The sequence below is a fragment of the Streptosporangium sp. NPDC003464 genome (genome assembly GCF_053588315.1).
Window position 1 is genome coordinate 1 of record NZ_JBSFPS010000157.1, and the last position, 22,996, is coordinate 22,996.

General features: G+C 72.0%; 18 protein-coding genes and 1 pseudogene. 18 read left to right on the plus strand and 1 reads right to left on the minus strand.

Annotated features, from left to right (window positions below):
* The 9 genes and pseudogenes from ACWDS7_RS29560 to ACWDS7_RS29600 form a co-directional block, all read left to right on the plus strand.
* A pseudogene (locus ACWDS7_RS29560) lies at positions 1 to 549 on the plus strand (FAD-linked oxidase); the annotation flags it as partial.
* A gap of 57 nt (positions 550 to 606) precedes the next feature.
* A complete protein-coding gene (locus tag ACWDS7_RS29565; protein WP_451931919.1) occupies positions 607 to 1,479 on the plus strand; it encodes a sulfotransferase family protein in 873 nt (290 codons plus the stop codon).
* Positions 1,476 to 2,666 (plus strand): glycosyltransferase family 4 protein, encoded by a 1,191-nt coding sequence (locus tag ACWDS7_RS29570; RefSeq protein ID WP_451931920.1) that lies wholly within the window; start codon positions 1,476 to 1,478, stop codon positions 2,664 to 2,666. Before ACWDS7_RS29565 ends, ACWDS7_RS29570 begins: the two co-directional genes overlap by 4 nt.
* Before the next feature lie 335 nt (positions 2,667 to 3,001).
* Entirely contained in the window at positions 3,002 to 4,198 is a 1,197-nt protein-coding gene (locus tag ACWDS7_RS29575; RefSeq protein WP_451931921.1) for an MFS transporter, read from the plus strand.
* 141 nt (positions 4,199 to 4,339) lie between these two features.
* On the plus strand, positions 4,340 to 5,542 hold the full coding sequence (hemA, locus tag ACWDS7_RS29580; protein WP_451931922.1) for a 5-aminolevulinate synthase: 1,203 nt from the start codon (positions 4,340 to 4,342) through the stop codon (positions 5,540 to 5,542).
* Between the two features lie 15 nt (positions 5,543 to 5,557).
* A complete protein-coding gene (locus ACWDS7_RS29585) occupies positions 5,558 to 6,412 on the plus strand; it encodes a TauD/TfdA dioxygenase family protein (protein ID WP_451931923.1) in 855 nt (284 codons plus the stop codon).
* The gene (locus tag ACWDS7_RS29590) at positions 6,400 to 7,371 is read left to right on the plus strand and encodes a 3-oxoacyl-ACP synthase III family protein (protein WP_451931924.1); all 972 of its coding nucleotides are present in this window, start codon (positions 6,400 to 6,402) and stop codon (positions 7,369 to 7,371) included. Before ACWDS7_RS29585 ends, ACWDS7_RS29590 begins: the two co-directional genes overlap by 13 nt.
* A gap of 54 nt (positions 7,372 to 7,425) precedes the next feature.
* The gene (locus ACWDS7_RS29595; RefSeq protein WP_306861275.1) at positions 7,426 to 8,217 is read left to right on the plus strand and encodes a class I SAM-dependent methyltransferase; all 792 of its coding nucleotides are present in this window, start codon (positions 7,426 to 7,428) and stop codon (positions 8,215 to 8,217) included.
* Positions 8,214 to 9,068: a GNAT family N-acetyltransferase gene (locus ACWDS7_RS29600; protein ID WP_451931925.1), complete on the plus strand. Its 855-nt coding sequence runs from the start codon at positions 8,214 to 8,216 to the stop codon at positions 9,066 to 9,068. Before ACWDS7_RS29595 ends, ACWDS7_RS29600 begins: the two co-directional genes overlap by 4 nt.
* 159 nt (positions 9,069 to 9,227) lie before the next feature.
* Here ACWDS7_RS29600 and ACWDS7_RS29605 read toward each other — a convergent pair whose 3' ends face one another.
* Positions 9,228 to 10,514 carry a hypothetical protein gene (locus ACWDS7_RS29605; RefSeq protein ID WP_451931926.1) on the minus strand — a complete coding sequence of 429 codons (1,287 nt, stop codon included), beginning with the start codon at positions 10,512 to 10,514 and terminating at the stop codon, positions 9,228 to 9,230.
* Positions 10,515 to 10,751: 237 nt separating this feature from the next.
* Between ACWDS7_RS29605 and ACWDS7_RS29610 the strand changes: the two genes are divergently transcribed.
* The 9 genes from ACWDS7_RS29610 to ACWDS7_RS29650 all read left to right on the plus strand — a co-directional run bounded on the left by ACWDS7_RS29610 (position 10,752) and on the right by ACWDS7_RS29650 (position 22,825).
* On the plus strand, positions 10,752 to 11,876 hold the full coding sequence (locus ACWDS7_RS29610; RefSeq protein WP_451931927.1) for an epoxide hydrolase family protein: 1,125 nt from the start codon (positions 10,752 to 10,754) through the stop codon (positions 11,874 to 11,876).
* Positions 11,877 to 11,965: 89 nt separating this feature from the next.
* Positions 11,966 to 12,238: a GlsB/YeaQ/YmgE family stress response membrane protein gene (locus tag ACWDS7_RS29615; protein WP_306861283.1), complete on the plus strand. Its 273-nt coding sequence runs from the start codon at positions 11,966 to 11,968 to the stop codon at positions 12,236 to 12,238.
* 353 nt (positions 12,239 to 12,591) lie between these two features.
* Entirely contained in the window at positions 12,592 to 13,398 is an 807-nt protein-coding gene (locus ACWDS7_RS29620; protein ID WP_451931928.1) for a DUF2267 domain-containing protein, read from the plus strand.
* A 226-nt stretch (positions 13,399 to 13,624) separates the two neighbouring features.
* Positions 13,625 to 15,184: an MFS transporter gene (locus tag ACWDS7_RS29625; RefSeq protein ID WP_451931929.1), complete on the plus strand. Its 1,560-nt coding sequence runs from the start codon at positions 13,625 to 13,627 to the stop codon at positions 15,182 to 15,184.
* Between the two features lie 1,156 nt (positions 15,185 to 16,340).
* The gene (locus ACWDS7_RS29630; protein ID WP_451931930.1) at positions 16,341 to 17,267 is read left to right on the plus strand and encodes a hypothetical protein; all 927 of its coding nucleotides are present in this window, start codon (positions 16,341 to 16,343) and stop codon (positions 17,265 to 17,267) included.
* A 63-nt stretch (positions 17,268 to 17,330) separates the two neighbouring features.
* Positions 17,331 to 18,926 (plus strand): hypothetical protein, encoded by a 1,596-nt coding sequence (locus ACWDS7_RS29635; RefSeq protein ID WP_451931931.1) that lies wholly within the window; start codon positions 17,331 to 17,333, stop codon positions 18,924 to 18,926.
* Positions 18,923 to 21,028: a hypothetical protein gene (locus tag ACWDS7_RS29640; protein ID WP_451931932.1), complete on the plus strand. Its 2,106-nt coding sequence runs from the start codon at positions 18,923 to 18,925 to the stop codon at positions 21,026 to 21,028. Before ACWDS7_RS29635 ends, ACWDS7_RS29640 begins: the two co-directional genes overlap by 4 nt.
* A gap of 49 nt (positions 21,029 to 21,077) precedes the next feature.
* On the plus strand, positions 21,078 to 22,070 hold the full coding sequence (locus ACWDS7_RS29645) for a MinD/ParA family ATP-binding protein (protein WP_306861295.1): 993 nt from the start codon (positions 21,078 to 21,080) through the stop codon (positions 22,068 to 22,070).
* Between the two features lie 23 nt (positions 22,071 to 22,093).
* Positions 22,094 to 22,825, plus strand: a complete 732-nt coding sequence (locus ACWDS7_RS29650) for a hypothetical protein (RefSeq protein ID WP_451931933.1) — start codon at positions 22,094 to 22,096, stop codon at positions 22,823 to 22,825.
* Positions 22,826 to 22,996: the final 171 nt, after the last annotated feature.

Sequence of the window (22,996 nt, forward strand, 5' to 3'; positions counted from 1 at the left end):
CTGCGCCGCCTGGACAAGATCGACGGGGCCGTCATGGACAGCCGGGGCGTCCTGCCGGTGGCCGAGCTGGGCGGCATCTGCGCCGAGCCGACCGACCCCGGGGCGGGCCTGTCGCGCGGGGAGCTGCTGACCGGTCTCGACGACGCGGTGGCCCAGGTGCTGCTGTCGCGGCCCATCGACCCGCTGCTCAGCGTGCAGATCCGGCACCTGGGCGGCGCGCTGGCCCGCCCGGCGGAGGGCGGCGGCGCCTGCGGGCACCTGACCGAGCCGTACTCGCTCTACATGTTCGGCGTCCCCTCGACGCCCGAGGCCGCGGCGGCCGTCGGGGAACGCCAGAGCGAGATCGCGGCCGCGCTCGTGCCGCACACCAGCGGGCGCAAGCCGTACACCTATCTCGCCCCCGGCGACAGTGCCGCCACCGCCTTCCCCGGCGACGTCCTGGCCCGGCTCCGGGAGATCAAGCGCGCCCGCGACCCCCACGGCGTCTTCCGCAGCAACTACCCGGTCCTCGACCAGCGGCCGGAGCGGCGGCACGGCGGCACGCGGTGACGGTGTGGCCCGGCACACACAGTTAACTGCCAGGAAAGCTGAGTAACCTCCCTCGGCATGAACTGGCAGCGCACGGTCAACAACGTCCTGGTCAGGTTCACCGGACTCCAGGTCAGCCGGGCCGGCGGAGCGGGCTCCGCGCCCGCCGCGACACCCGCCGCCGCGGCCGGGCGGCTGGTCCGGCCGCCGGCCGACCCGGTGACCGACCGCCTGCTGACCGCGCCGATCTTCATCCTCTCGCCGGTCCGGTCGGGCTCCACGCTCCTGCGCGCGCTGCTCAACGCCCACTCGATGCTGCACGCCCCGCACGAGCTGCACGTGCGCCGGCTGACCGTGGGCTTCGGCACCCCGCTGTCACGCAGGGCGATGGACGCGCTCGGCCACAACCAGGCCGACCTGAAGCACCTGCTGTGGGACCGGGTGCTCCACCGGGAGCTGGTGCGCAGCGGCAAGTCCTTCGTCGTGGACAAGACCCCGGCCAACGCCTTCGCCTTCGAGCGCATCGCGGCCTGCTGGCCGGACGCCCGCTACGTCTTCCTGCTGCGTCACCCCGCCTCCATCGCGAAGTCCTGGCACGAGGCCGCCCCGGACCGGCGGACGCCGGAGGAGGCCGCGCTCGACGCCCTGCGATACATGAAGGCCGTACAGCGGGCCCGCCGCGCCCTCACCGGCCTCACGGTCCGCTACGAGGACCTGACCGGCGACCCGGCGGCCGAGACCCGGCGCGTCTGCGACTTCCTCGGCGTGCCCTGGGAGCCGCGGATGCTCGACTACGGCGAGCAGACAGTGATCCAGAAGGGGCTCGGCGACTGGAAGGACAAGATCCAGTCAGGTGCCGTGCAGCGAGGACGCGACCTGCCGGCGCCCGAGCAGGTCCCCGAGGCCCTGCGGCCGATGTCCGTCAAGTGGGGCTACCTGGCGGGCTCATGAAAATCCGGTACATGCTCCTGCACGCCTACGGGATGGGCGGCACGATCCGCACCGTGATCAACCAGGCCAACGCGATGGCCGCCGCCGGGCACGACGTCGAGATCGTCAGCGTGGTGCGCCGCCGCGACGCCCCCCAGTTCCCCGTGGACCCGCGCGTCGAGATCGTCGCGTTGACGGACCAGCGTGACGGCGTGCGGGCCGACTCGACGGCCCGCAGGATCTGGCGGAGGGTCCGCGGGAAGATCGTGCCGTACGGCGAGGCCGCGGCCTCCTACTTCACCGAACGGGTGGAGGGCGCCGTCATCGGCTACGTCTCGGCGCTGCAGGACGGCATCCTGGTGACCACCCGCCCGGCGCTGAACCTCATCTCCGCCCGCCGTACGCCCGCGAGCGTGGTGCGGATCGCGCAGGAGCACATGAACCTGGCCACCCACCGCGACAGCGTCCGCCGGGAGATCGCCCGCCACTACGGCAAGCTGGACGCGGTCGCGGTGCTCACCGGGACCGACCGCAGGGACTACCAGGCGCTGCTGCCCGGCACCCCCGTCGTGCGGATCCCGAACGCGGTCCACACCCTCGACCAGGTCCCGTCGCGGCAGGAGAACCGGCTCGTGATCGCCGCCGGGCGTCTCGTCCCGCAGAAGGGGTTCGACCTGCTCATCCCGGCGTTCAAGCAGGTCGTGCGCCGCCATCCGGACTGGCGGCTGCGCATCTACGGCACCGGCCCGAAGAAGGCCGAGCTGCGCGCGCTCATCAAGGAGCACCGGCTCGGCGACAACGTCACCCTGATGGGGCGGAGCGGCCGGCTGGACGAGGAGCTGGCCCAGGCCGCGCTGTACGTGCTCAGCTCCCGGTCCGAGGGGCTGCCGATGGTGATGATCGAGGCGATGTCCCACGCGCTGCCGGTCGTCGCCTTCGACTGCCCGACCGGCCCGCGCGACGTCATCACCGACGGGGTCGACGGGCTGCTCGTCCCGGCCCAGGACGCCGACGCGCTGGCCGCCGCCGTCAACCGCCTCGTCGCCGACCGGGAGCTGCGGCTGCGGATGGGCGCGGCGGCCCTGCGGACGGCGCGGGACTACGCCCCCGAGGCCGTCACCCCCATGTGGGAGCGGCTGTTCGCGGAACTCCTGCGGGCCGCGCCTCCCACCGCCCCTCCCACCGCCCCTCGCGCCCCGGAGAGCTGAACGCGCGCCCCGGCCGCGGTCCCCGCCGGGGCGGCGCGGCCGGGAAAACCCGAAGTTAACAGTTCTGACCATTCTGACCGCGTTCTGACCAAACTGACCGCAGCACGGATTGCGGGGGAGCGCGCGGGTGGGGTTCACTTCTTGAGAGTGCTCTGAATGGGCCGACGGGAAATCAATATGGCCGGCGACCGGATCGGCACCGTAGCCGAAAAGGTTTTCCCGGTGAGAGCGGCCTCCGTTCTCCTCTCATTCACGTGCCCGATGAAAAACCGTCCGTTCGAATGATGTCCGGTGCCGCCCATCAGCCGTCATACGCATCAAGGGAGCCCGCTGGAATGCCGCTCGCCCTGCTCGCGCTCACATTGAGTTCTTTCGGGATCGGGACCACGGAATTCGTGGTCATGGGGCTGCTGCCCAACGTCGCCGGCGACCTTTCGGTCAGCATCACGACAGCCGGTTTCCTCATATCCGGATACGCGCTGGGCGTCGTCGTGGGCGGGCCGCTGCTGGTCGCGGCCGGCATCCGGATGCCCCGCAAGAACATGCTCCTCATCCTCATGGTGATTTTCATCTGCGGCAATCTGCTGTCGGCCCTGGCGCCCGGCTACGCGCTGCTGATGCTGGGACGGATCACGACCGCGATCTGCCACGGCGCCTTCCTGGGAGTCGCCTCCGTCGTGGCCGCCGACCTGGTCGAGGAGAGCAGGAAAGCCCGCGCGATCGCGATGGTCTTCACCGGGGGCGCCGCCGCCAACGTCGTCGGGGCGCCGCTGGGCACCTGGGTCGGGCAGAACTTCGGCTGGCGTGTCACCTTCTGGATGCTCGTCGGCATCGGGCTGGTCGGCCTCGCCGGCATCGCCCGGCTGATCCCCGCGCAGCGGTCGCAGGCCGATGCCCGGCTGGGCCGGGAGCTGGCGGTCCTGCGCCGGCCGCAGGTGGGGCTGGCGCTGGCCATGACCGCGCTGAGCCTCGGCGCGCTGTTCGCCTCCTTCAGCTACGTCGCGCCGATGCTGACCGAGGTGACGGGGTATTCGGAGGAGGCGCTCACCCCCCTGCTCGCCCTCTTCGGCGTCGGCCTGGTCGTGGGCAACACGCTCGGCGGCCGGTACGCCGACCGCGCGCTGCTGCCCACCCTCGGGGCCGCGCTGGCCGCGCTCACGGCCGTGCTGGCCGTGTTCGCCTTCACCGCCGGCTCCCCGGTACCGGCGGCGATCACCTTCGCGCTGCTCGGCGTCGCCGGGTTCGCCACCGTCCCGGGGCTGATGACCCGGGTGATCAGCAAGGCCGAGGGGGCGCCGACCCTCGCGGCGGTCGTCACGGTCTCGGCCTCCAACGTCGGCATCGCGCTGGGCGCCTACCTCGGGGGCCTGAGCATCGACGCCGGATACGGCTACACCTCGCCCAACTGGATCGGCGCGATCATGGCGGCCGCCGCGCTCGCGCTGACCATCGCCTCCGGCGCGCTGGAGACGCGCGGCGGACCCACACGCGGGATCAACACCCCCGTCCCCTCTCGCGGACATCGGTCCTGACGGTCAGGACTGTTCCGACGCTTGTCCAGTCACATGCGTTCGCCAGCCACAGCGAGCCCGGCTCCGAAGACGTCCGCCCGACCGCCCCGGTGGCGGGACACCATCACGGTGAGGGCGGAGGACAATCAGCGAAGGATGCGCATGCCCACAAAAGTCCCCACCCGGCCCCACGTATTCGAAACATTTACGGAAAAGCTCCAGGAGCTCAAGAGCAACGGCCTTTACCGGCACTATTTCTCCACCGCGCACATGGCCGCCAGCCCGGGGCAGACCCTGCGTATGGGTAATGAGGTCCAGGTGTGGTGCAGCAATGACTATCTCGGCCTGAGTCAGCACCCGGATCTCATCAAGGCACAGATCGATTCGACCGCGCTGCACGGCACCAGCATGGGCGGTTCGCGCAACATCGGCGGGACGAGCGTCACTCATGTCGAGCTGGAATCAGAGCTGGCCGGCTGGCACGGGAAGGAGCGCGCGCTCATATTCTCCAGCGGCTACGTGGCGAACTTCGAGACGCTCAGCGTGCTGCTGTCGGCGGTCCCGGACATGGTGGTCATCTCGGATGAGAACAATCACCGCTCCCTCATCGAGGGGATCCGCCGGGCGAAATGCGAAAAGCGGATATTTCAGCATAATGATCTGGTCGAGCTTGAGCGCTGCCTGGCCGAGTACGACAGGTCGCGGCCCAAGATGATCGTCTTCGAGTCGGTGTACTCGATGGACGCCGACGCGTCCCCGATCAGCGCGATATGCGACCTGGCCGAGCAGTACGACGCCCTGACCTACCTCGACGAGACGCACGCCATCGGGGTCAAGGGCCCGACCGGCGCGGGGATCTGCGAGGAGATCGGCGAGACGCGGCCGACCTTCGTCCAGGGCGTCTTCGGCAAGGCCATCGGGACGGTCGGCGGATACGTCACGGGCCCCGACGCGGCCCTGGACTACGTGCGCTCCTACGCCCCAGGCTTCATCTTCACCACCTCCCTTCCGCAGGCCTGCATGGACGCCACGATGAAGGGCCTGGACCTCGTCCGGCGCGGCGACGACCTGCGCCGGGCGCTGACCGACAACTCGCTGCGCATGAAAGCCGCCCTGCGGTCGGCCGGCATCCCCTTCATCGACGGGGAGCACCACATCATCCCGGTGATGGTCCCCGGCAGCGACCGCGTCCGCAAGGTGGCCGACCTCCTCCTGGAGGACCACCTCATCTACGTCCAGCCGATCAACTTCCCGTCCGTCCCGCTCGGGACGGAGCGGCTGCGTGTCACCGTCGCCCCGTACCGGACGGCCGAACAGATCGAACACTTCGCGTACGCCCTGGAAGACAGCCTCACCCGCGTGTGAACCAAGGAGACGGCAATGGACAGGATCGACCTGACCCCCTTCATCGGCGCGGAACTGACCGGCGTCACCTACGAGGACCTGCAGCGGGACGACGTCTTCGACGGACTGGTCACCGCTCTCCACCAGCGCGAACTCGTGATCATCCGCGGGATCGAGGTGACGCCCCGGCAGCAGGTGGACCTCGCGGCCCGCATCGGCAGGCCCATCCCCTTCGTGCTGGAGCAGTACCGCTACCCGGAGCTGCCGGAGATCATGATCTCCTCCAACGAGGTGCGGGACAACAGGTCCATCGGCGTGGCCCGGGTCGGCAACTTCTGGCACCAGGACTCGTCCTTCGTCGCCAAGCCCGCCGAATACACCATGTTGCACGGCGTGAACGTCCCGCAGACCAGCGGCCACACCCTGTTCGCCAGCGCCGTCGACGTCTACGACCGGCTGCCCGACGACTGGAAGAAGAAGATCGACGACCGCAAGGCGTGGCACACCGTGGCCAAGCGCCTGCGCATCCGCAGCGAGCACGTGGGACTGTCGACGGCCGAGTACAGGGCCTGGATCGAGGAGAAGCACCCGAAGGTCGAGCACCCGCTGGTGCGGCAGGACCCCTTCACCAAGCAGACGTATCTGTACGGCGCCCCGGAGTACATGGACTCGGTGCAGGGCTTCGACGCCAACGAGAACGAGGCGTTCTTCACCCTGCTCGACAGCCTCATCCAGGACCCGGACCACGTCTACACCCACCGCTGGACCCCTGATGACCTCGTGGTGTGGAAGACCTCCACGACCCTGCACGCGGCGACCGACGTCGAGCCCGGGGTGGCCCGGACCGTGCACCGGGTCAGCATCGAAGCCGAGCAGCCGTGGGCGGAATAGCCGACCTGGAGGTCGCCTTCCCCACCTCACGCGTCAGCGTGCGGCACATGTCCGCCATGTCGGGGGTCCCGGTCCCCGAGATCCTGGAGATCACCCATTCCAGGAGCTTCCCGGTCCTCGGCCCGGACGAGCGGTCGTGGGAGCTGGCGCTCGAAGCGGCCAGAGCCGTCCTGAAGCGCACGCAGGTGGAGCCCGGCGCCATCCGGCAGGTGATATTCGCCGGCTCCGGCGAGTGGGACCTCCCGTTCTGGTCGCCGGCGGCCAGGGTGGCCCTCGGACTCGGCATCGAGCGCGCCCACTGCTTCGAGATCGGCAACTTCTGCAACGCCGGGATGACGGCGGTCCGGACCGGGCTGGACGGGATCGCGGCGGGCCGCGCCGAGTACGTGCTGGTGCTCGTCGGCGACCGGCTGGGCACGATGGTCGACTACCACGATCCCGGCTCCAAGGCGCTGTTCAACCTGGGCGACGCCGCCGCGGCGATGCTCCTGGCGCGTGAGGACTACGCCTTCGAGGTGCTGCACTCGGCCATGCGGACCGATCCGAGCTGGTCGGACTACTACACCGGCGAGCACCGGCCGGACCGGGTCGTGATCCGCCGCAACGGGCACCGCGGCGGGCTCGCGGCGGCCTACGTGGAGAACTTCACCGCGCTCGTCGGCGAGACGCTGGGCGCGCTCGGCGCACGGGCGTCGGATGTGTCCCACTTCCTGATCAACCAGGGGGACAGGTCCATGCACGAGCGGCTCCTGCGGGAGACCGGCATCCCGGCGGACCGCAGCGTCTTCAACTACGACCGGCTGGGCCACATGGGCGGCGCGGACACCATGATCGCCCTCCGCGGGCTGCTGGACGGCGGCGGGCTCCGGCACGGCGACCTGATCCTGCTCGCCACCAGCGCCATGGGCTTCAGCTGGGGCGTCACGGCCCTGCGGTACCGGCCGGACGGCCAGGTGTGATCTCCGCGGGGACGGCGGCCGCCCGCCGTCCCCCACGACAGGGAAGGGTTGGACATGAGACACGATCCCTATGGCACGGGTGTCCTGAGCAAGGACATCCCCACCGAACTGCGGCGGCTCCAACTGCTGGAGAACGCTCTGGACCCGCTGAGCATCGCGGCCGTCGAGAAGCTCCCCCTGGGCTCCGCCCCGAGGATCCTGGACATGGCCTCGGGAGCCGGCTCCATGTCCTACTGGCTGGCGGACCGCTACCCGGGAGGGAGCGTGGTGTCGGCGGACATCGACCCGCGCTACCTCGACGCGGAGCGCGCGCCGAACCTGACGGTGCGCACCTTCGACATACGTGAGGAGGATTTCCCCGAGGGCTCCTTCGACCTCATCCACGCCCGGTCCGTGCTCAAGCACCTGCCCGAGCGCGAGGACGTGCTGGCCCGCCTCGTCGACTGGCTGGCGCCGGGCGGATGGCTGGCGGTCGTGGACGGCTACTGGTTCCCCTCCGACGACACGGCCCATCCGGAGTGGGGCGGGGTCCTGCGGGCGATCGTTGAGCAGATGAACTCGCAGGGTGGCGACATGCGCTGGACCCGGCGGCTGCCCGGGCTCGTCGCCCGCCTGGGACTGACCGAGGTCGACGTACGGCTGACGCCCTCGCTCGCGGGCTGGGAGGGCTGGGGCGAGCAGTTCCACCGGTGGATCCGTCCGACGATCCGGCAGACGGGGCCGACCCTGGTGGAGAAGGGCTATGTCACCGCGGAGGAGGTCGAGCGCTTCCTCGCCTCCGAGGACGGCCCGCACATGGCCGAGTGGTTCGGCGTGGTGGCGTCGGTCGTGGGCCGCCGGCCGTGACGGTCCCGCGGGAGGCGGTCCCGCGGGAGGCGGTCCGGCGGCTGGGTTATGAGGATTTCGCCGACTGCCTCCGGCTGGCCCAGGACCGCGGCTGGCCCGCCGAGTACCGTGCGTGGGACCTGCTGTTCGCGCTCGGTGAGGTGTACGGGATCGACGACCCCGCCGGAGGGCTGGCCGCGACGGTGGCGCTGGCCCGGTACGGCGGCACGCTCACCACGGTCGGCGGGCTGCTGGTCGCCCGCCGGCACGGCCGCCGCGGCCTCGGCTGCGGGCTGATGAGATACGCGACGGAGCGCGCTGAGGCCGCGAGCATCTGGCTGACCGCGACCGAGTACGGGCGGCGGATGTACGCGGACCTCGGTTTCCGGGTGACCGGCACGTGCACCAGGTATGCCGGCCGCCTGCGCTCCGGCGGCCGGCCGGGGGGACCGTCCCGCGAGGCGGACCTGTCCGACCTCCCCGCGGTGGTCGCCCTGGACACCGAGGTCTTCGGCGCCGGCCGTACCGAGCTGTTCACCCGCCTGTTCTCCGCCGCCGAGCAGATCCGCCTGGTCGAGGGGCCGGCGGGCGTCCGCGGGTTCGCAGGCCTCTGGCGCGGGGTCGACGGCCCCGTCGTCGGGCCGCTGGTCGCCGAGGACTCCGGCACCGCGGCGGCGCTGCTGTCCGGCCTGGCCCCGGCCGTCGACGGCCCGGTACGGATCGACCTCGACGGCCACCGGCCGGAGCTGCGCGCCTGGCTGGAGGAGCACGGCCTCCGGGAAACGGGCGGCACGGCGGTCATGGTCCACGGCGACGACCTCCCCGGCGACCGCACCCGGTTGTTCACGCCGGTCACGGGGGCGATCGGCTGACCAGGGGCTCCGGGAGACGTCCCGGGGCCCGTGCCGGTCCGGCGCCGGCCCGCCGTACCGGCGGACGCCGGCGCGCCCGTGCGGGGAGCCGCAGGCCCGCCGTACCGGCGGATGTCGGCGCGCCGGCCGGTGGGCGTCGGCGCGCCGGGCCGGCGGGTGTCAGCGTGCCGGGCCGGTGCGGGACAGGAACCTCTCCGTCCGCTCCGCGAGGTCACGGACGCGCGCGTCCGCGTCCGGATACCGCCTGAGCTCGCCGAGCGCCTCCCGCAGCGCGATCTGGATCATGTTGATGGTCTTCTCGGGCCGCAGGTCGAAGACGGGCCCGATCGCCCCGGCCGCCTCGTCGACCTCCCCGTACCGCAGGTGGGCGCGGAGGGCGTCGATGCGGGTGAGAGCCTCCACCCCGTAGAAGCGCCGGCCCGGCGCGAGCGCCTCGAAGTGGTCAAAGAACCCGCGGAACTCCCGCAGCGCCCGGTCCGGCTGGTCCAGCGCGAGGTAGGTGGCGCCGACGAGATAGGACTGCCGGTCCCTCTGCAGGACGAAGACGCCGCCGTCCCGCGCCGGGGCGTCGCGCGGGCCGTCCAGCCAGCCGGACACGGCCTGCTGCGCGTCCTTCTCCAACCCGATGGCGGCCCACGACCGGGCCCGTAGGAGCGTGAGGAAGGCGTCGAGGCCGTCGTCCGCCCGGTAGGTCAGCGCCTCGCCGGTGCGCTGGGCCGCCTCCATGAAGTCGCCCATCCAGAACGCCTGCCTGGCCTGGGCGAGACGGACCCAGCGCCGCGCCTCATGGTGGTCGGCCAGCTCCGCCAGCTCCCAGGCGGCCGAGGCGTGGTTCTGGGCGGCCCGCGGGTCTCCGAGGTCGTCGGCCATCCACGCCAGCAGCGCGCAGCACTTCGCCCCGAGCGAGAGCAGCTTCCTCTTCTGTGACGGCCGCTGGGGCCCTGCCAGCGACGTGGCTATGCGGTCGCGCAGGAGCACGGCCCGGTGGATGAGGGAGCCGGGCGGCACGTGGAAGTAGGAGACGGAGATCGCGACGAGCTCGCTGTTCACCCGCTCCAGGGCGGCCTCGTCCATGTTGGTCACCGAGACGCGTCTGGCCAGCCTGATCGAGTCGCAGGAGTCCCGGATCAGGGGCGTGAGGTCGGAACGGCCGGCGGAGGGATCCGGGGCGGCTCCGGCAGGGGCGATCATCCGGGAACCGATGTTCGGCATGGACCGGTCAGGCCAGATCATGCTGACGTCGATCGGCTCGCCGAGGCGCTCGGACAGGACCTTGGCCACCGCGTGCGGTATGTCGCGCCGCGGGTAGGCCCCTCTGAGCCAGTGGTAGGGCGCCTTCGGGCTGATGCCCTCACTGCCGCGGATGTGGTTGATCTCTCGCGCGAGCTGCTCGGGCGACCAGCCGAGCCTGTCGAGGAAACCTTGGAGCTGCGTGGTAGCGCACACGGAAGCCGCCTCCTTCTGCGCTGCTGCCGGCTTTACCCACTGCTGTCACATCGGAGCCTAATCCACGTCCACTATATCGGACACAACCTACCGGTTTAGTATAGATTACGCGATCCCCGCACGTACAGCGGCACCCTCTCACCACCATCCATCCCCACGGGCGGTCCAAATTTGTGGAATGAAGCATTCCGTTCTGATAGACTGAGGTCAGCAAGAACGCCTCGAAGGGAACATTCCATGAGCACCGAGATCCGCCCCTTCCGCATCGAAATCTCCCAGGCCGACCTCGACGATCTGCGTGAGCGCCTCGGCCGCACCCGCTGGAGCGGCGAGATCCCCGGCACCGGCTGGAGCCGGGGCGTGCCGGTGGACTACCTGAAGGGGCTGGCCGACTACTGGGCCGACGGCTACGACTGGCGCGGGGCCGAGGCCCGGCTGAACGAGTTCCCGCAGTTCACCACCGAGGTCGACGGGCAGAACATCCACTTCGCGCACGTGCGCTCGGCCAACGCCGACGCCACGCCGCTGCTGCTCATGCACGACTGGCCCGGTTCGTTCACGCAGTTCACCGAGGTGATCGAGCCGCTGTCGCGGGACTTCCACGTGATCGTCACCTCGACGCCCGGGGTCGGTTTCTCCGGCCCGCTCAGCGGCCCCGGCTGGAACACCGGGAAGATCGCGAGCGCGTTCGTCGAGCTGATGGCCCGCCTCGGCTACGAGCGCTACGGCGTCCAGGGCGGCGGTGGGGGCGCCTGGATCGCGATCGAGATGGGCCGCCAGGCCCCCGACCGCGTCATCGGCGTCCACGTCAACGGCCTGGTCACCTTCCCCTCCGAGGACCCGGCCGACTTCGCCGGCCTGACCGGAGGCGAGCAGGAGCGCCTGGCCCGGCTGCAGAACTTCCGGGACGACATGATGGGCTTCAACGTCATCCAGTCCACCCGCCCGCAGACCCTCGCCTACGGCCTGCACGACTCGCCGGTCGGGCAGCTCGCCTGGATCACCGAGAAGTTCAAGGAATGGACCGACCCGGCCGCCGAGCTGCCCGAGGACGCCGTGGGCCGCGACCACCTGCTGACCAACGTCAGCGTCTACTGGTTCACCGGCACCGCGGGCTCCTCGGCCAACCTCTACTACGAGATGGCCCACGACCCGGGCGCTTGGGCTCCCAAGGAGCGCGGCACCGTCCCCACCGGGGTGGCCGTCGCCCTCGGCACCGACGTCGCCATCCGCCGCTTCGCCGAGCGCGACAGCAATGTCGTCCACTGGACCGAGTTCGAGCGCGGCGGCAACTTCCTCTCGCTGGAGCAGCCTGAGCTGCTGGTCGGCGACGTCCGCGAGTTCTTCGGCAAGCTCGGCTGACCTCCGGATCCGGTCGCAACCGATCTGTTACGTGTCAGCCGCCTTTCCCAGGGCACTCGTCTGTCACCCGACCTACAGGGAGCGTGAACATGACGGTTACCGGCATCATCACCGCCATAGTCATCGGAGCCATCATCGGGGCCCTGGGCCGTCTGGTGGTCCCGGGCAAGCAGAACATCCCGATCTGGCTGACCATCGTGATCGGAATCGTCGCCGCCCTCATCGGCACCGCCCTCGCGGGGGCGCTGGGAGTGGCCTCGACCGGCGGCATCGACTGGATCGAGCTGCTCCTGCAGATCGGCCTGGCGGCGGTCGGCGTGATCCTGGCCGTGAGCATGTACGGCAGGCGCCGCGTCCACTAGAAAGTCCGCCTCGACAGGGGCGACCGCGGGACGGTGACACCGACCGGCGGGCATCCGGCGGCCCCGGTCCAGGAGCGACCCGCTCCCGGACCGGGGCCGCCGCCTGTCCGCTTGCCCCCGCGTCGAGGAGAGGGGTTAACTGGATGAGGCGCCGCATGACCTCGTGGTGAGAGGTCGTCGTGGTGAGAGGTCGTCGTGTGCGCCGGCAGGTGGTCGCGCCGCGGGGGCCTCGCGGTGGCCCGCTCCCCACACCGGCGCGGGCGCAGGGCCCTGCGGTCCCGGATCCAGCGGCACCGGCCGCCGCCGTCGGCCGGCCCCGCCTGACAGCCGCCCCGCGGCCGAGGCAGGACGACATGGACTACCAGGAGTTCGTCACGATCGTCGGGCAGGTCGCCGACATCTCGGACGAGGAGGCGGAGAGCGTCGCCCGTCTGACCCTCCGCACGCTCGCCCGGCGCGTCACCCCCGGGGAGGCCGAGCGGCTCGGCCGGTGCCTTCCGGAACCGCTGCGCCCGTCCGTCGAACCCGCCGGTCCGCCCGAGCGGTTCCACGTCGACGAGTTCGTCCGGCGCATCGCGGAGCACACCGGGCTCGACGCCGAGGCGGTCGCGGAGCAGGCGCGCGGCGTGCTGGCCGCGCTGTGGCGGGCGGTGGGTCCCGACGGGTTCGAGGACCTCCGCGCCGAGCTGCCCCCGGACTTCTACCCGCTCATGGACACCGCGGTGGCCGCGGCGCCCCCGCCGGCCGAGGACGAGCCGCCGTTCACGGGCCGCCTGTCCGGCGAGGAGCTCCTCGACCGCGTCGCGGAAGGCGCCGCGACCGACCGCGCCCGCGCTCGCCGCGCCACCGAGGCGGTGCTGGAGATGCTGGGCCTGCGGCTGCCGGCGGGCCAGGCCGACGGCCTGACGCCGCTCCTGCCCCCGCCGCTCCGCCCCGCCCTGCGGCGGGGCCGGGCCAGGGGGCGCGGCGGCACCGTGCCGCTGTCGCCCGACGTCTTCCTGCACGACGTCGCCATGCGCGCCGGGGCCGACCGGGCGGAGGCCGCCAGAGACGTGCGGGCCGTGTTCGCGGCGCTGCGCGAGACCATCGGCGACAGGGAGTACCACGACACGGTCGCCCAGCTCCCCGGCGAATACCGGCCGCTGATGAGGCAGGGGTAACAGGCGGGGCCCGTCCGCCCGGCGGACGGGCACGCGGGACGGGCACGCGGGACGGGCACGCGGGACGGGCACGCGGGACGGGCACGCGGGACGGGCACGCGGGACGGGCACGGCCGGTGCGGACCGCCTGCGGGCACGCTCCTGCTTCCGGTGGATCCGTGCCGTCGCCGATGGGCCGTCAGCGTCCGGTCAGCGGTCCGTCAACGCCGGGGCCGACGCTCCTCACATGGCTTCTCCCTCACCCCGCAAATGGGGCACGCTGGCGATCGCCTGCCTCGCCGTGTCGCTGCTCGCCGTCGACCTCACGGTGCTGCACCAGGCCGCGCCCAAGCTGGTCGAGGCGATGCGCCCCTCGGCCCCCCAGTTCCTGTGGATCGTCGACGTGTACGGCTTCGCGCTGGCCGGGCTCCTGGTCACCATGGGCAACCTCGGCGACCGGATCGGCCGCAAGCGGCTCCTGCTCGTCGGTATGACGGCCTTCGGGACCGCCTCGGCCCTGACCGCCTACGCGCCGACGCCGGAGTCGCTCATCGCGGCCCGGGCGCTGCTCGGCGCCGCGGGCGCCACCATCATGCCGTCCACCCTGTCGATGATCAGGAACGTCTTCACCGACCCGAGGGAGCGGACCACCGCGATCGGCATCTGGAGCAGCGTCTCCGCGCTGGGCTTCGCCCTCGGTCCCGTGGTCGGCGGAGCGCTCCTCAACTCCTTCTGGTGGGGCTCCGTCTTCCTCGTCAACGTGCCGGTCGCCGCGCTGATCGTCATCGTCGGCTCCGTCGTGCTGCCCGAGTCGCGCGACCCCGGGCCGGGCCGGATCGACCTGGTGAGCGTGCCGCTGTCGGCCGCCGGCGTCGTCGGTGTCGTCTACGCGCTCAAGACCGCCGTCCACGACGGCCTCGCCGAGCCCGGCGTCTGGGTGGCCGCCGCGGTCGGCCTCGTCTCGCTCGTCCTGTTCACCCGGCGGCAGACCCGGCTGGCGGAGCCCCTCATCGACGTCCGGCTCTTCCGGCACCGCGCCTTCTCGGCGGCTGTCGGGGCCAACGTCGTCTGCATCTTCTCGATGCTCGCCGCGTCACTCGCCTTCGCCCAGTATTTCCAGCTCGTCCTGGGCTGGTCGCCTCTCATGTCGGGGCTGGCGGGCCTGCCCGGCGGCCTGGGCGCGGCGGTGGGCGGGGCGCTGGCGGGCCCGCTGGTCACCGCCCTGGGCCGGGCGCGGGTCGTCTCCCTCGGGCTCGCCCTCACCGCCGCCGGATTCTTCCTGTACGGCCGGCTCGACGTGGACACGGTCTACGCGTACATGGTGACCGCGATGATCGTCGCCTCGGTGGGCACCGGATTCACCTTCGCCGTCACCAACGACACCATCCTCGCCTCGGTCCCCAAGGATCGGGCGGGCGCGGCGTCCGCGATCGCGGAGACCGGTCAGGAGATGGGCGGCGCGCTGGGCATCGCCGTACTCGGGAGTGTGCTGACCGGCGCCTACCGCGCCGACCTGAGGCTCCCGGCCGAGGTGCCCGCGGAGGCGGCGGCCCAGATCAGGGAGTCGCTCGGCGGGGCGTTGGAGGTCGCCGCCGCCCTGCCCGCGCGGCTGGCGGAGACGGTCGCCGAGGCCGCCAGGCAGACCTTCGTCGACAGCATGCAGACGACCGTGACGACCGGCGCGGTGCTGCTCGCCCTCCTCGCGGCGGCCACGCTGCCCGCCCTGCGCGGCGTCCCCAAGGTGATCTCCGAGCCGGCCCCCGCCGACGGGGACAGGACTCAGGACGGGCCCGCCGCGCTCCGCTAGCCACTCCCGGCGGGCGTGGGCCGGCGCGAGTGAACACGGACGCGAGCGGGTACAGGTGAGCGCGGACGGGTGTGGCGGGCGGCCGGTGGAGCGGACGGAGAGATCATCCGAAATCGAGTTCGATCGCCGTTCCGGACCGGAAAGACGGTGACCTGATTCCTCGATCCGGTGGCCCGGCCGGACGGGCCGAATACGTGAAGGCCATTCATATCGGATCCCGGCAAGCGCCCGCGGCAATCCGTTCCGCGAAAACGACGCCGCCTCCGCGGACCCTCCTCTTGACACCCCGCCGGGGAACCGGAAACTCAACATAGGGCGAACATCAAGCCCACCTCAGGGAAATAACAGATCAACGGGAAAGCCGGAGTGTCAGCTGAGCGCAGAGGGTGCAGGTAAATCTCTAGAGAAGTGCCGATATGACCTGTTGGCACGAGATCGGCAGGTCAGCATGGCACCTATTTCGGACATACCCTATTATGGCTTATGTGTTATTTATAAACCAATAGCCATAAGTGCCAATTACTCAGCCCCTTTACCTTCCCAATAGATCACGGTCAGTCTAATATTTGGACCTATGTCATGGCGCGCATCAGATTTCCCAGATAGGCAGCCTGGGCCCTCTGGCCGCGGTGACGCTTCCGCCCAGCACGAATCGGACCACTCGTCCGACTGGCATCCCGAGCGACTCGCCGCATTCGATTGGCGGAAGGTCATTCTGTCCGGGGCGATTTTATCGATCTTCGCCGGGGCGGGGGTCTGGCTCACCACGAGAGACACCTCCGGGCCGCAGGCCCTGGTCGCCAACCCGACCCCCCGGCCCTCCGAGACGGGCTGGGAGGCGGCGGTCCCTCCGCCCTCGACACCGGCCCCCTCCACACCGGCCCCGAGCGGGAAGGCCGCACCGGCCCCGAGTGGGAAGGGCACGCCGTCCCCCTCCGCCCCCGACGGCGGGCGCACACCGGCGCCCTCCGCACCGGCCCCCGGCGGGAAGGGCACGGCGGCCCCCTCCGCCCCGGACGGCGGGCGCACACCGGCGCCCTCCGCACCGGCTCCCGACGCCGAGGGCACCGCCGCGCCGTCCCCCAGGCCCAAGGCCGCCGGCACCGAACAGGCACGGATCAGGGCCAGGGTCACCGTCCCGCCATCCATCACCCCGGTGCCTCTGCCCCCTCCGCCCGTCGGCTCCCCGTCCGCCGCCCCTCCGGCCAGAGCCCGTTCCTCCCAGCTCTCCGCCAAGGAGGTCTACCGCATCCACGGCCGCTACCAGCGGGGGCTGTCAGCGGCCCAGGCCACCCTGGACCAGGCCGCGATGGGCAAGCTGGAGCACGGGCTCGCGCTGGAGATGACACGGGCGAGCTTCAAGACCGCCCGGCTGGAGGGCGAGTCGGTGGCGTCGGGGATCTGGCCCAATCCGCAGGTGTGGATCCCCCGTCATGTCGAGGGCACCCCCGACTGGTTCGTGGCGGTCTCCTACGAGCCGGGGGTCGCCCGGATCACCGACGTGATGAGCTCCACCCCCGCCGGATGGCGGCTGGTGGCGTCGGCGGCGGACACGCGGGCCACCCCCGCCCGGTTCCCCAAGATCGCGACCGACGCCGACGGCTACGCCACGAGCCTGCCCGAGAACACCTCCGAACTGCTCGCGACCCCGCGTGAGGTCGCGAGCGCCCACCTGGCGAGCCTGGCGGGCGCCGAGCTGGACCCGACCTTCGCCGACGGGCCGTGGACGAGCGAGACCGTGGAGTTCTGGCAGCAGGAACGCGCCCAGTTGGAGGAGGCAGGCTGGTCCCTCAGGCTGTCATACCAGCTCGAAGGCCCGGTGCGCTCGCTGAGGACCAGCGACGGGGGCGCCCTGATCTGGTACGCGGCCCGCTCCGTCGACGCGCGCAAGGCTGAGCGCGTGGGAGCGAAGGTCACCCTGAAGGGGTCGGCCGCCGTCCGCACCGGGAACCGGTCCTTCACCCGCTCGGTGAGCGCGACCTACGGACGCATGTACGTAGCCCATGTCCCTCCCGCCGGTTCCATCGAGCCCGTCCGCGTGCTGGGCGAGTGGAGCGACGTCCTGGAGAGCCACGGCGACTGACACCCCCCTGGAAGAAGAGGAACATCCATGATGACACCCTCACGTAAGGCATCACGCGCGACGGTGATCACTGCAAGTATTGCGATCGGCGTGTTCGGGGCCGGTGCCGGGCTGGGAACCGTCATCGCCGCCCGTTCGCATCCCGCCGAGGAGAGGGTGATGCGCCTGGCGGCCGGCACCTACCACCTCGACGACGGCGAGCAGGCGTGGAAGTCCCGTGGCTCGGCCGACGGGGACCCGACTCTCCCGCTCTCCGGCGCCGACGAGGGCAGCACCATCACCGGCGACGGTCCCAAGGAGTCTCCCCGGGTCTGCCTGACCACCACCACCGACGGGCACGCGGTCGGAGGCGGCGGGGGAGGCTGCGTCTCGCTCGCCGTCCTGGCGAGTGCCGCCTCCGCCCTGCAGCGGCCCGGAAATCCCAAGAGCACGGCGTCGTCGCCGCCCAAGCGGGAGTCCTCGGCCCCGGAGCCCCGCCGCTCGACGGCGGCACAGCCCGCTCCGGAGCCCCGCCGCTCGTCGGCACCGCTGCAGCCCGCCCCGGAGACCCGCCGCTCGACGGCGGCGCAGCCGCCACCGGCGAAGTCGGGCCGCTCCACGCCTCCCCCCGCGCCGGCGCCGACGAAGAAGATCGCCGGTGACATCTCGGAGAGCGGCAGCCGGATCGAGCAGGCCGAGAAGAAGACCGCGAAGAAGGTCGACGTCGAGAGGGAGAAGGAGCAGCCGACCCCCAAGCCCGCCCAGCCCTCGGACACCGGCACGCCGGCCCAGCCCACGGACGCCGCCAAGCCCACGGTCCCCGCCGAGACGCCGAAACCCCCGGCGAACTCGGCGACGCCCACCCCGTCGGCGAGCGCCGGTGAGCAGGCCACGCCCACGGCGACCCCCGGCCCCTCGGACACCCGCCCTCCGGGGACTCCCACCCCCGCGCCGTCCCAGGACACGCAGCTCCCCCAGCCCGACCAGCGCACGGCCCAGAACCCGTCCCAGGCTCCCGACGGGAGCGTGCTGCAGCCCGCCACGCCGCTTCCGGACGGTGAGGTCTCCGGAAACGGCGACTCCCTGCCGATCTTCCGGGACCCGGAGCTGCTCCGGCGGGCCCAGGAGGCCCTGGGGCTGGACAAGAACATGCGCTACACGGACGAGAACGGCGTGTGGGACCTCAACATCGCCCCGCCGGGCACCCCTCCGTGCCGGGACTACTCGGCCGCCGAGCTTCAGCGGCTGGGCGCGTCCCAGGACGGCGGCCCGGCCATCCCCCGCGACTCCTGCCAGTGGCCCGCCTTCATCCGCTGGCTCTACGCGGAGCCGGCACCCGGGGAGGTCAGCAACTGGACCAAGTTCACCGGTCTGCCCGAGCGGAACCTTGAGCTCGTGGTGACCGACCCCTCCACCGCCCCGCCCGCCCGGCCCGACAACGGCCAGGTCCAGCCGGACAGCGGCCAGGTCCAGCCCGACACCCGCCAGGTCCAGCCGGACAACGGTCAGGTCCAGCCGGACCAGCCGGACCAGGCCGTCCTGCCCGACACCCACCGGGTCCAGCCCGACACCCGCCAGGTCCAGCCCGACAACGGCCCCGGCCAGATCCAGCCGGACCCGGCCGTCCAGTCCGATACCAGTCAGGTCCACCCGGACCCGTTCGGATACAACGGCCCATGAGCACTCGCCCCCGAGCTGGGCGCGCCGTGCTCGGTCCCGGCCAGGGGGCGACCTGGGTGGGCGAGCACGGCGCGCACCTGATGGACTACGCCGCCTACCATCTCGCCCCCGACCGGGCGCTGGCGGCGGTCACCTCCACGCTGGCCGCCTGCCAGGCCCAGCCGGCGCCCCGGGACATCACCGCCCGGGGGTGGTTGCTCGCCGTGCTCCGGCGTGACTGCCGCGCCGCGCCCGGCTACCGAGAGCAGTACGTCCCGGAAGCCGGGCCGGGCATGCCGGACGCCCGGCTGATCGAGCGCGTCTGGACGATCGTCGACCCGCTGGGCACCGAGACGCTCAGGTTGATGTACCGCCACGAGCTGGCTCCCCTCGACCTGTCCCACATGCTGGCGATGCCGGTGGAGGAGGTCGGCAGGCTTGCGACACGCACCCAGGACCTGATCGAGACCCTCGTGAGCGGCCTGGACGCCATCCAACACGGCCGCGGCACCTGCCCGGAGCTCCCCCCGCTGATCGAGGCCCTGTTCCCCGGCGGGCTCGGTGAGCCCGCCGACCCCGACGGGTTCGACGGGCCTGACGGGTTCGACGGGTCCGACGGGTCCGACGGGTCCGACGGGCAACGGACGCTCTCTCCCGCCGAGTTCGAAGAGGCCCGTACGGACCTGCTGTCTCACATGATCAAGTGCTCCGCGTGCACGCGGCCGATCAACATCCGCTACACGGTCCCGCAGATGATCTCCCACCCGCGGATCCCGCCCCTCACCGCCGAGGTGCGGCGGCGGCTCCTCGACTCCCTCCCGCCCCCCACGCAACCGCCCGAGCCGAAGAGCGCCCCCGCGCCCGCCGAGACGGCGGACCCCGGAGCGCGCACGCCGCCGCAGGAGGAGACCCGGCCCGGTCTGGCCGTACGGCCGGGCCGTACGGCCAGACCGGACCGCTCCACTCTCCCGTACCTCCCCGTCCGCCCGGACCGTTCCACACCCCGCCGTCCCGCCCGTCCCCCCCGACCTGACCGCCCCGACCGTCCAGATCGCACGGATCGCCCAGAACGCCCAGAACGCGCGGACCATCCGAACCGTCCAGACCGGGCGGACCGCACGGACCGGATGAACCAGGCTGACCGGATGGACCGGGCGGATGGCATGGACCGCACGGGCCCGGGGGACCGGGCGGATCGCATGGACCGCACGGACCGTTCAGCCCCGGGGGACCGCACGGACCGCACGGCCCCGGGGGACCGCGCGGGCCGGGTGGACCGGGTGGAGCGCGCGGACCGTTCGGACCGCTCCACGCTTCCGTACCTTCCCGTGCTGCCGGAGCGTCCCACCCTTCCGTCCCTGCCGACGCTGCCGGCAGGGACGGCCCGGCCGCGCTCCGCTCTGTCCCCGTCCCCGGCCCCGTCCTCACAGGACACCCCCCTGTACGACGCGCTGCTCTCGCAGACGCGGGTGCGCGAGAACGACATGACCGCCACCAACCCCGCCATCCCCGCCATCACCGGCCAGCCGGCCGCCGGCAGGTCCGGCGACAGGCGGGCGCCGGCGGTCCGGGCCTACGCCAGAGCGACCGGCGAGCCCGAGGGGGTGCGCTTCGGCCCTGGCGTCCGGTTCGTGGAGGCGCTCGCATGGGCGGGGGAACGGGTCCGGAGCACCACCATCAAGATCGTCATCATCGTGGTCGCCGGGGCCGCGGGCACCCTGACGGGCATGAACCTCCTCGGGCCCGCCATCGGGACCGAGCGGCCCGCCGGCTCCCTGCAGTCCTCCGCCGTCCAGGACACCACGGCCGGCACCGCCCCCGCTCCCCGGAGCGGGCTCGCCGCACGGCTGCGGATCCCCCCCGTGGTGACCCTGGACGAGTTCGGCCAGGGCAGCCTGGTCCTCACCATCTCCGGGGCCGCCCTCGACTGGCGGATAACAGCGCCCGGGCTGGCCGTGAGCCCGTCCAACGGCACCCTGGAGCAGGGACGGACCAGTGTGATCACGCTGCGCGCCCATCGGATCCGCCAATGGTGCGGCGTCCCCTCCTCCGTCACCGCCCCCCTGACCGTCCACGGACCCGACGACTCGATCACCACGACGGTGCGCTGGCTCACCTGCTGACAGCCCCGTCCCCCCTGCTCTGCGAAAGTTCTCTGAAAGGACCTTGGCCATGACGGAGACGTCCCCCCGGATCCAGAGCTCGCCGTCCGCTCCGGCGGAGCAGTTCCAGGAGACGGTCCCCCTCACCGCCGAACACCTGCTCATCAACCGGCGCCCCGAGCCCACCGGCGGGTGGCGACGGCTCATCTGGCAGCTCTCCGGCGGGAAGATCATCCCGGCGGAGTCGGCCACGGAGGTGGAGCGCCGCACGCTGATAGCCCAGGCCCAGACCCCCGTGGCGAGCGGGCACCACCGGATCGCGGTCATGAGCCTCAAGGGCGGGGTCGGCAAGACCACGACGACCGCCGCCCTGGGCAACACCCTGGCCTCCCTGCGGGGAGACCGGGTCATCGCGATCGACGCCAACCCCGACCGGGGGACCCTCGGGATCAAGGTCAAGTCCGAGACGGCGGCGACCATCCGCACGCTGCTCGCCGAAGCCCCCCACATCGTCCGCTACGCCGACGCGCGCGCCTTCACCTCCCAGTCGACCGCCCGGCTGGAGGTCCTCGCCTCCGACACCGATCCCGCCGTGAGCGAGGCGTTCAACGCCGAGGACTACCGCACGGTCGCCGGGCTCATCGAGCGCTACTACTCGATCTGCATCACCGACTGCGGGACCGGGCTACTCCACGGGGCCATGGGGGCGACGCTGGAGCTGGCCGACCAGATCGTGCTGGTCAGCCTGGTCGCGGTGGACGGGGCGAGCTCGGCCGCCGCGACACTGGACTGGCTCACCGCCCACGGGTACGCGGACCTGGTCAAGAACGCCATCGTCGTGCTGAACGCCGTGGAGCCCAAGTCCGACGTGGACGTGGAACTGCTGGAACGCCATTTCGGCTCCCGCTGCCGCACCGTCATCCGCGTCCCCTACGACCCGCACCTCAAGGAGGGCGCCGAGGTCGACCTGGCCCGCCTCCGGCCCACCACCCGGGGTGCCTACCTGCGCCTGGCCGCCGCCGCCGGCCAGGCGTTCGGCCAGCGTCCCGATCGGGGCAAGTAGTGAGGCCAGCCGCCGAGGACCCCGTGCTCGACTGGGATCTGGGCCCCCCGCCCCACAACTCCCGGCGGATGATCGTCGTGGTCGTCTCCATCGTGGGGGCGATCCTGCTGATGATCGGCGCGTGGCAGTTCCTGCGGCCCGAGCCCGTCACCTCGACGGCCCGGACCGCGGACCCGGCCGCCGCCGGCACCGTCGCGCTCGCCCCGCCCTCCGGCTACGAGGGCGACGCCGGCTATCCCGTCGGGTTCCCCCACACCGAGCTGGGGGCGGTCTCGGCGGCGGCCGCCACGCTGGAGGCGGCGTGGACGCTGGACATCGAGCAGGCCGAGCAGGCGGCGGTCCTGTACGCCCCGCCGGAGCAGCAGGAGGCGGCCCGGGCCGGCGCGCGGGCCGCCGTCGCCGGATGGCGCGAGACCCTCGGCCTCCCCAAGGCCGGCAAGCTCCCCGACGGGGCCGCCATGCGGACGAGGACGATCGGGGTCCAGTGGCGGGCCCGTGCCAAGGACCAGATCCAGGTGTCCGTCCTGGTCCAGGTGACCGCGACCAAGGGCGCCCAGGACACCGACCCGACCTACTCCAGCCCGTACGCCATGAGTCTGCTCATGGCGTGGCATCCCGGCATGCGGGGCCGGGGTGACTGGGTCAACATCCCCGATCCCGTCTCCGCCGCGGTGCCCGAGGTCGCCCTACCCGGCACCCCCGAGTTCACCGCCGCGGGCTGGAAACCCATCTCCGGCCCCGAGCCCACCTCATAGACCGAGGAGGCACCCATGCCCCCACGTAACTCGTCTCGGCGCGTCACCTTGGTCTCCGGCCTCCTCCTGGCAGGGGCTGCCCTGCTCCCCGCTGATCGGGTCGTATTCGTACCATCCGGTGCTCTCGTGATCCGATCTGTCCCAGGTCCACGCCCAGAAGGAGGTGCCGTC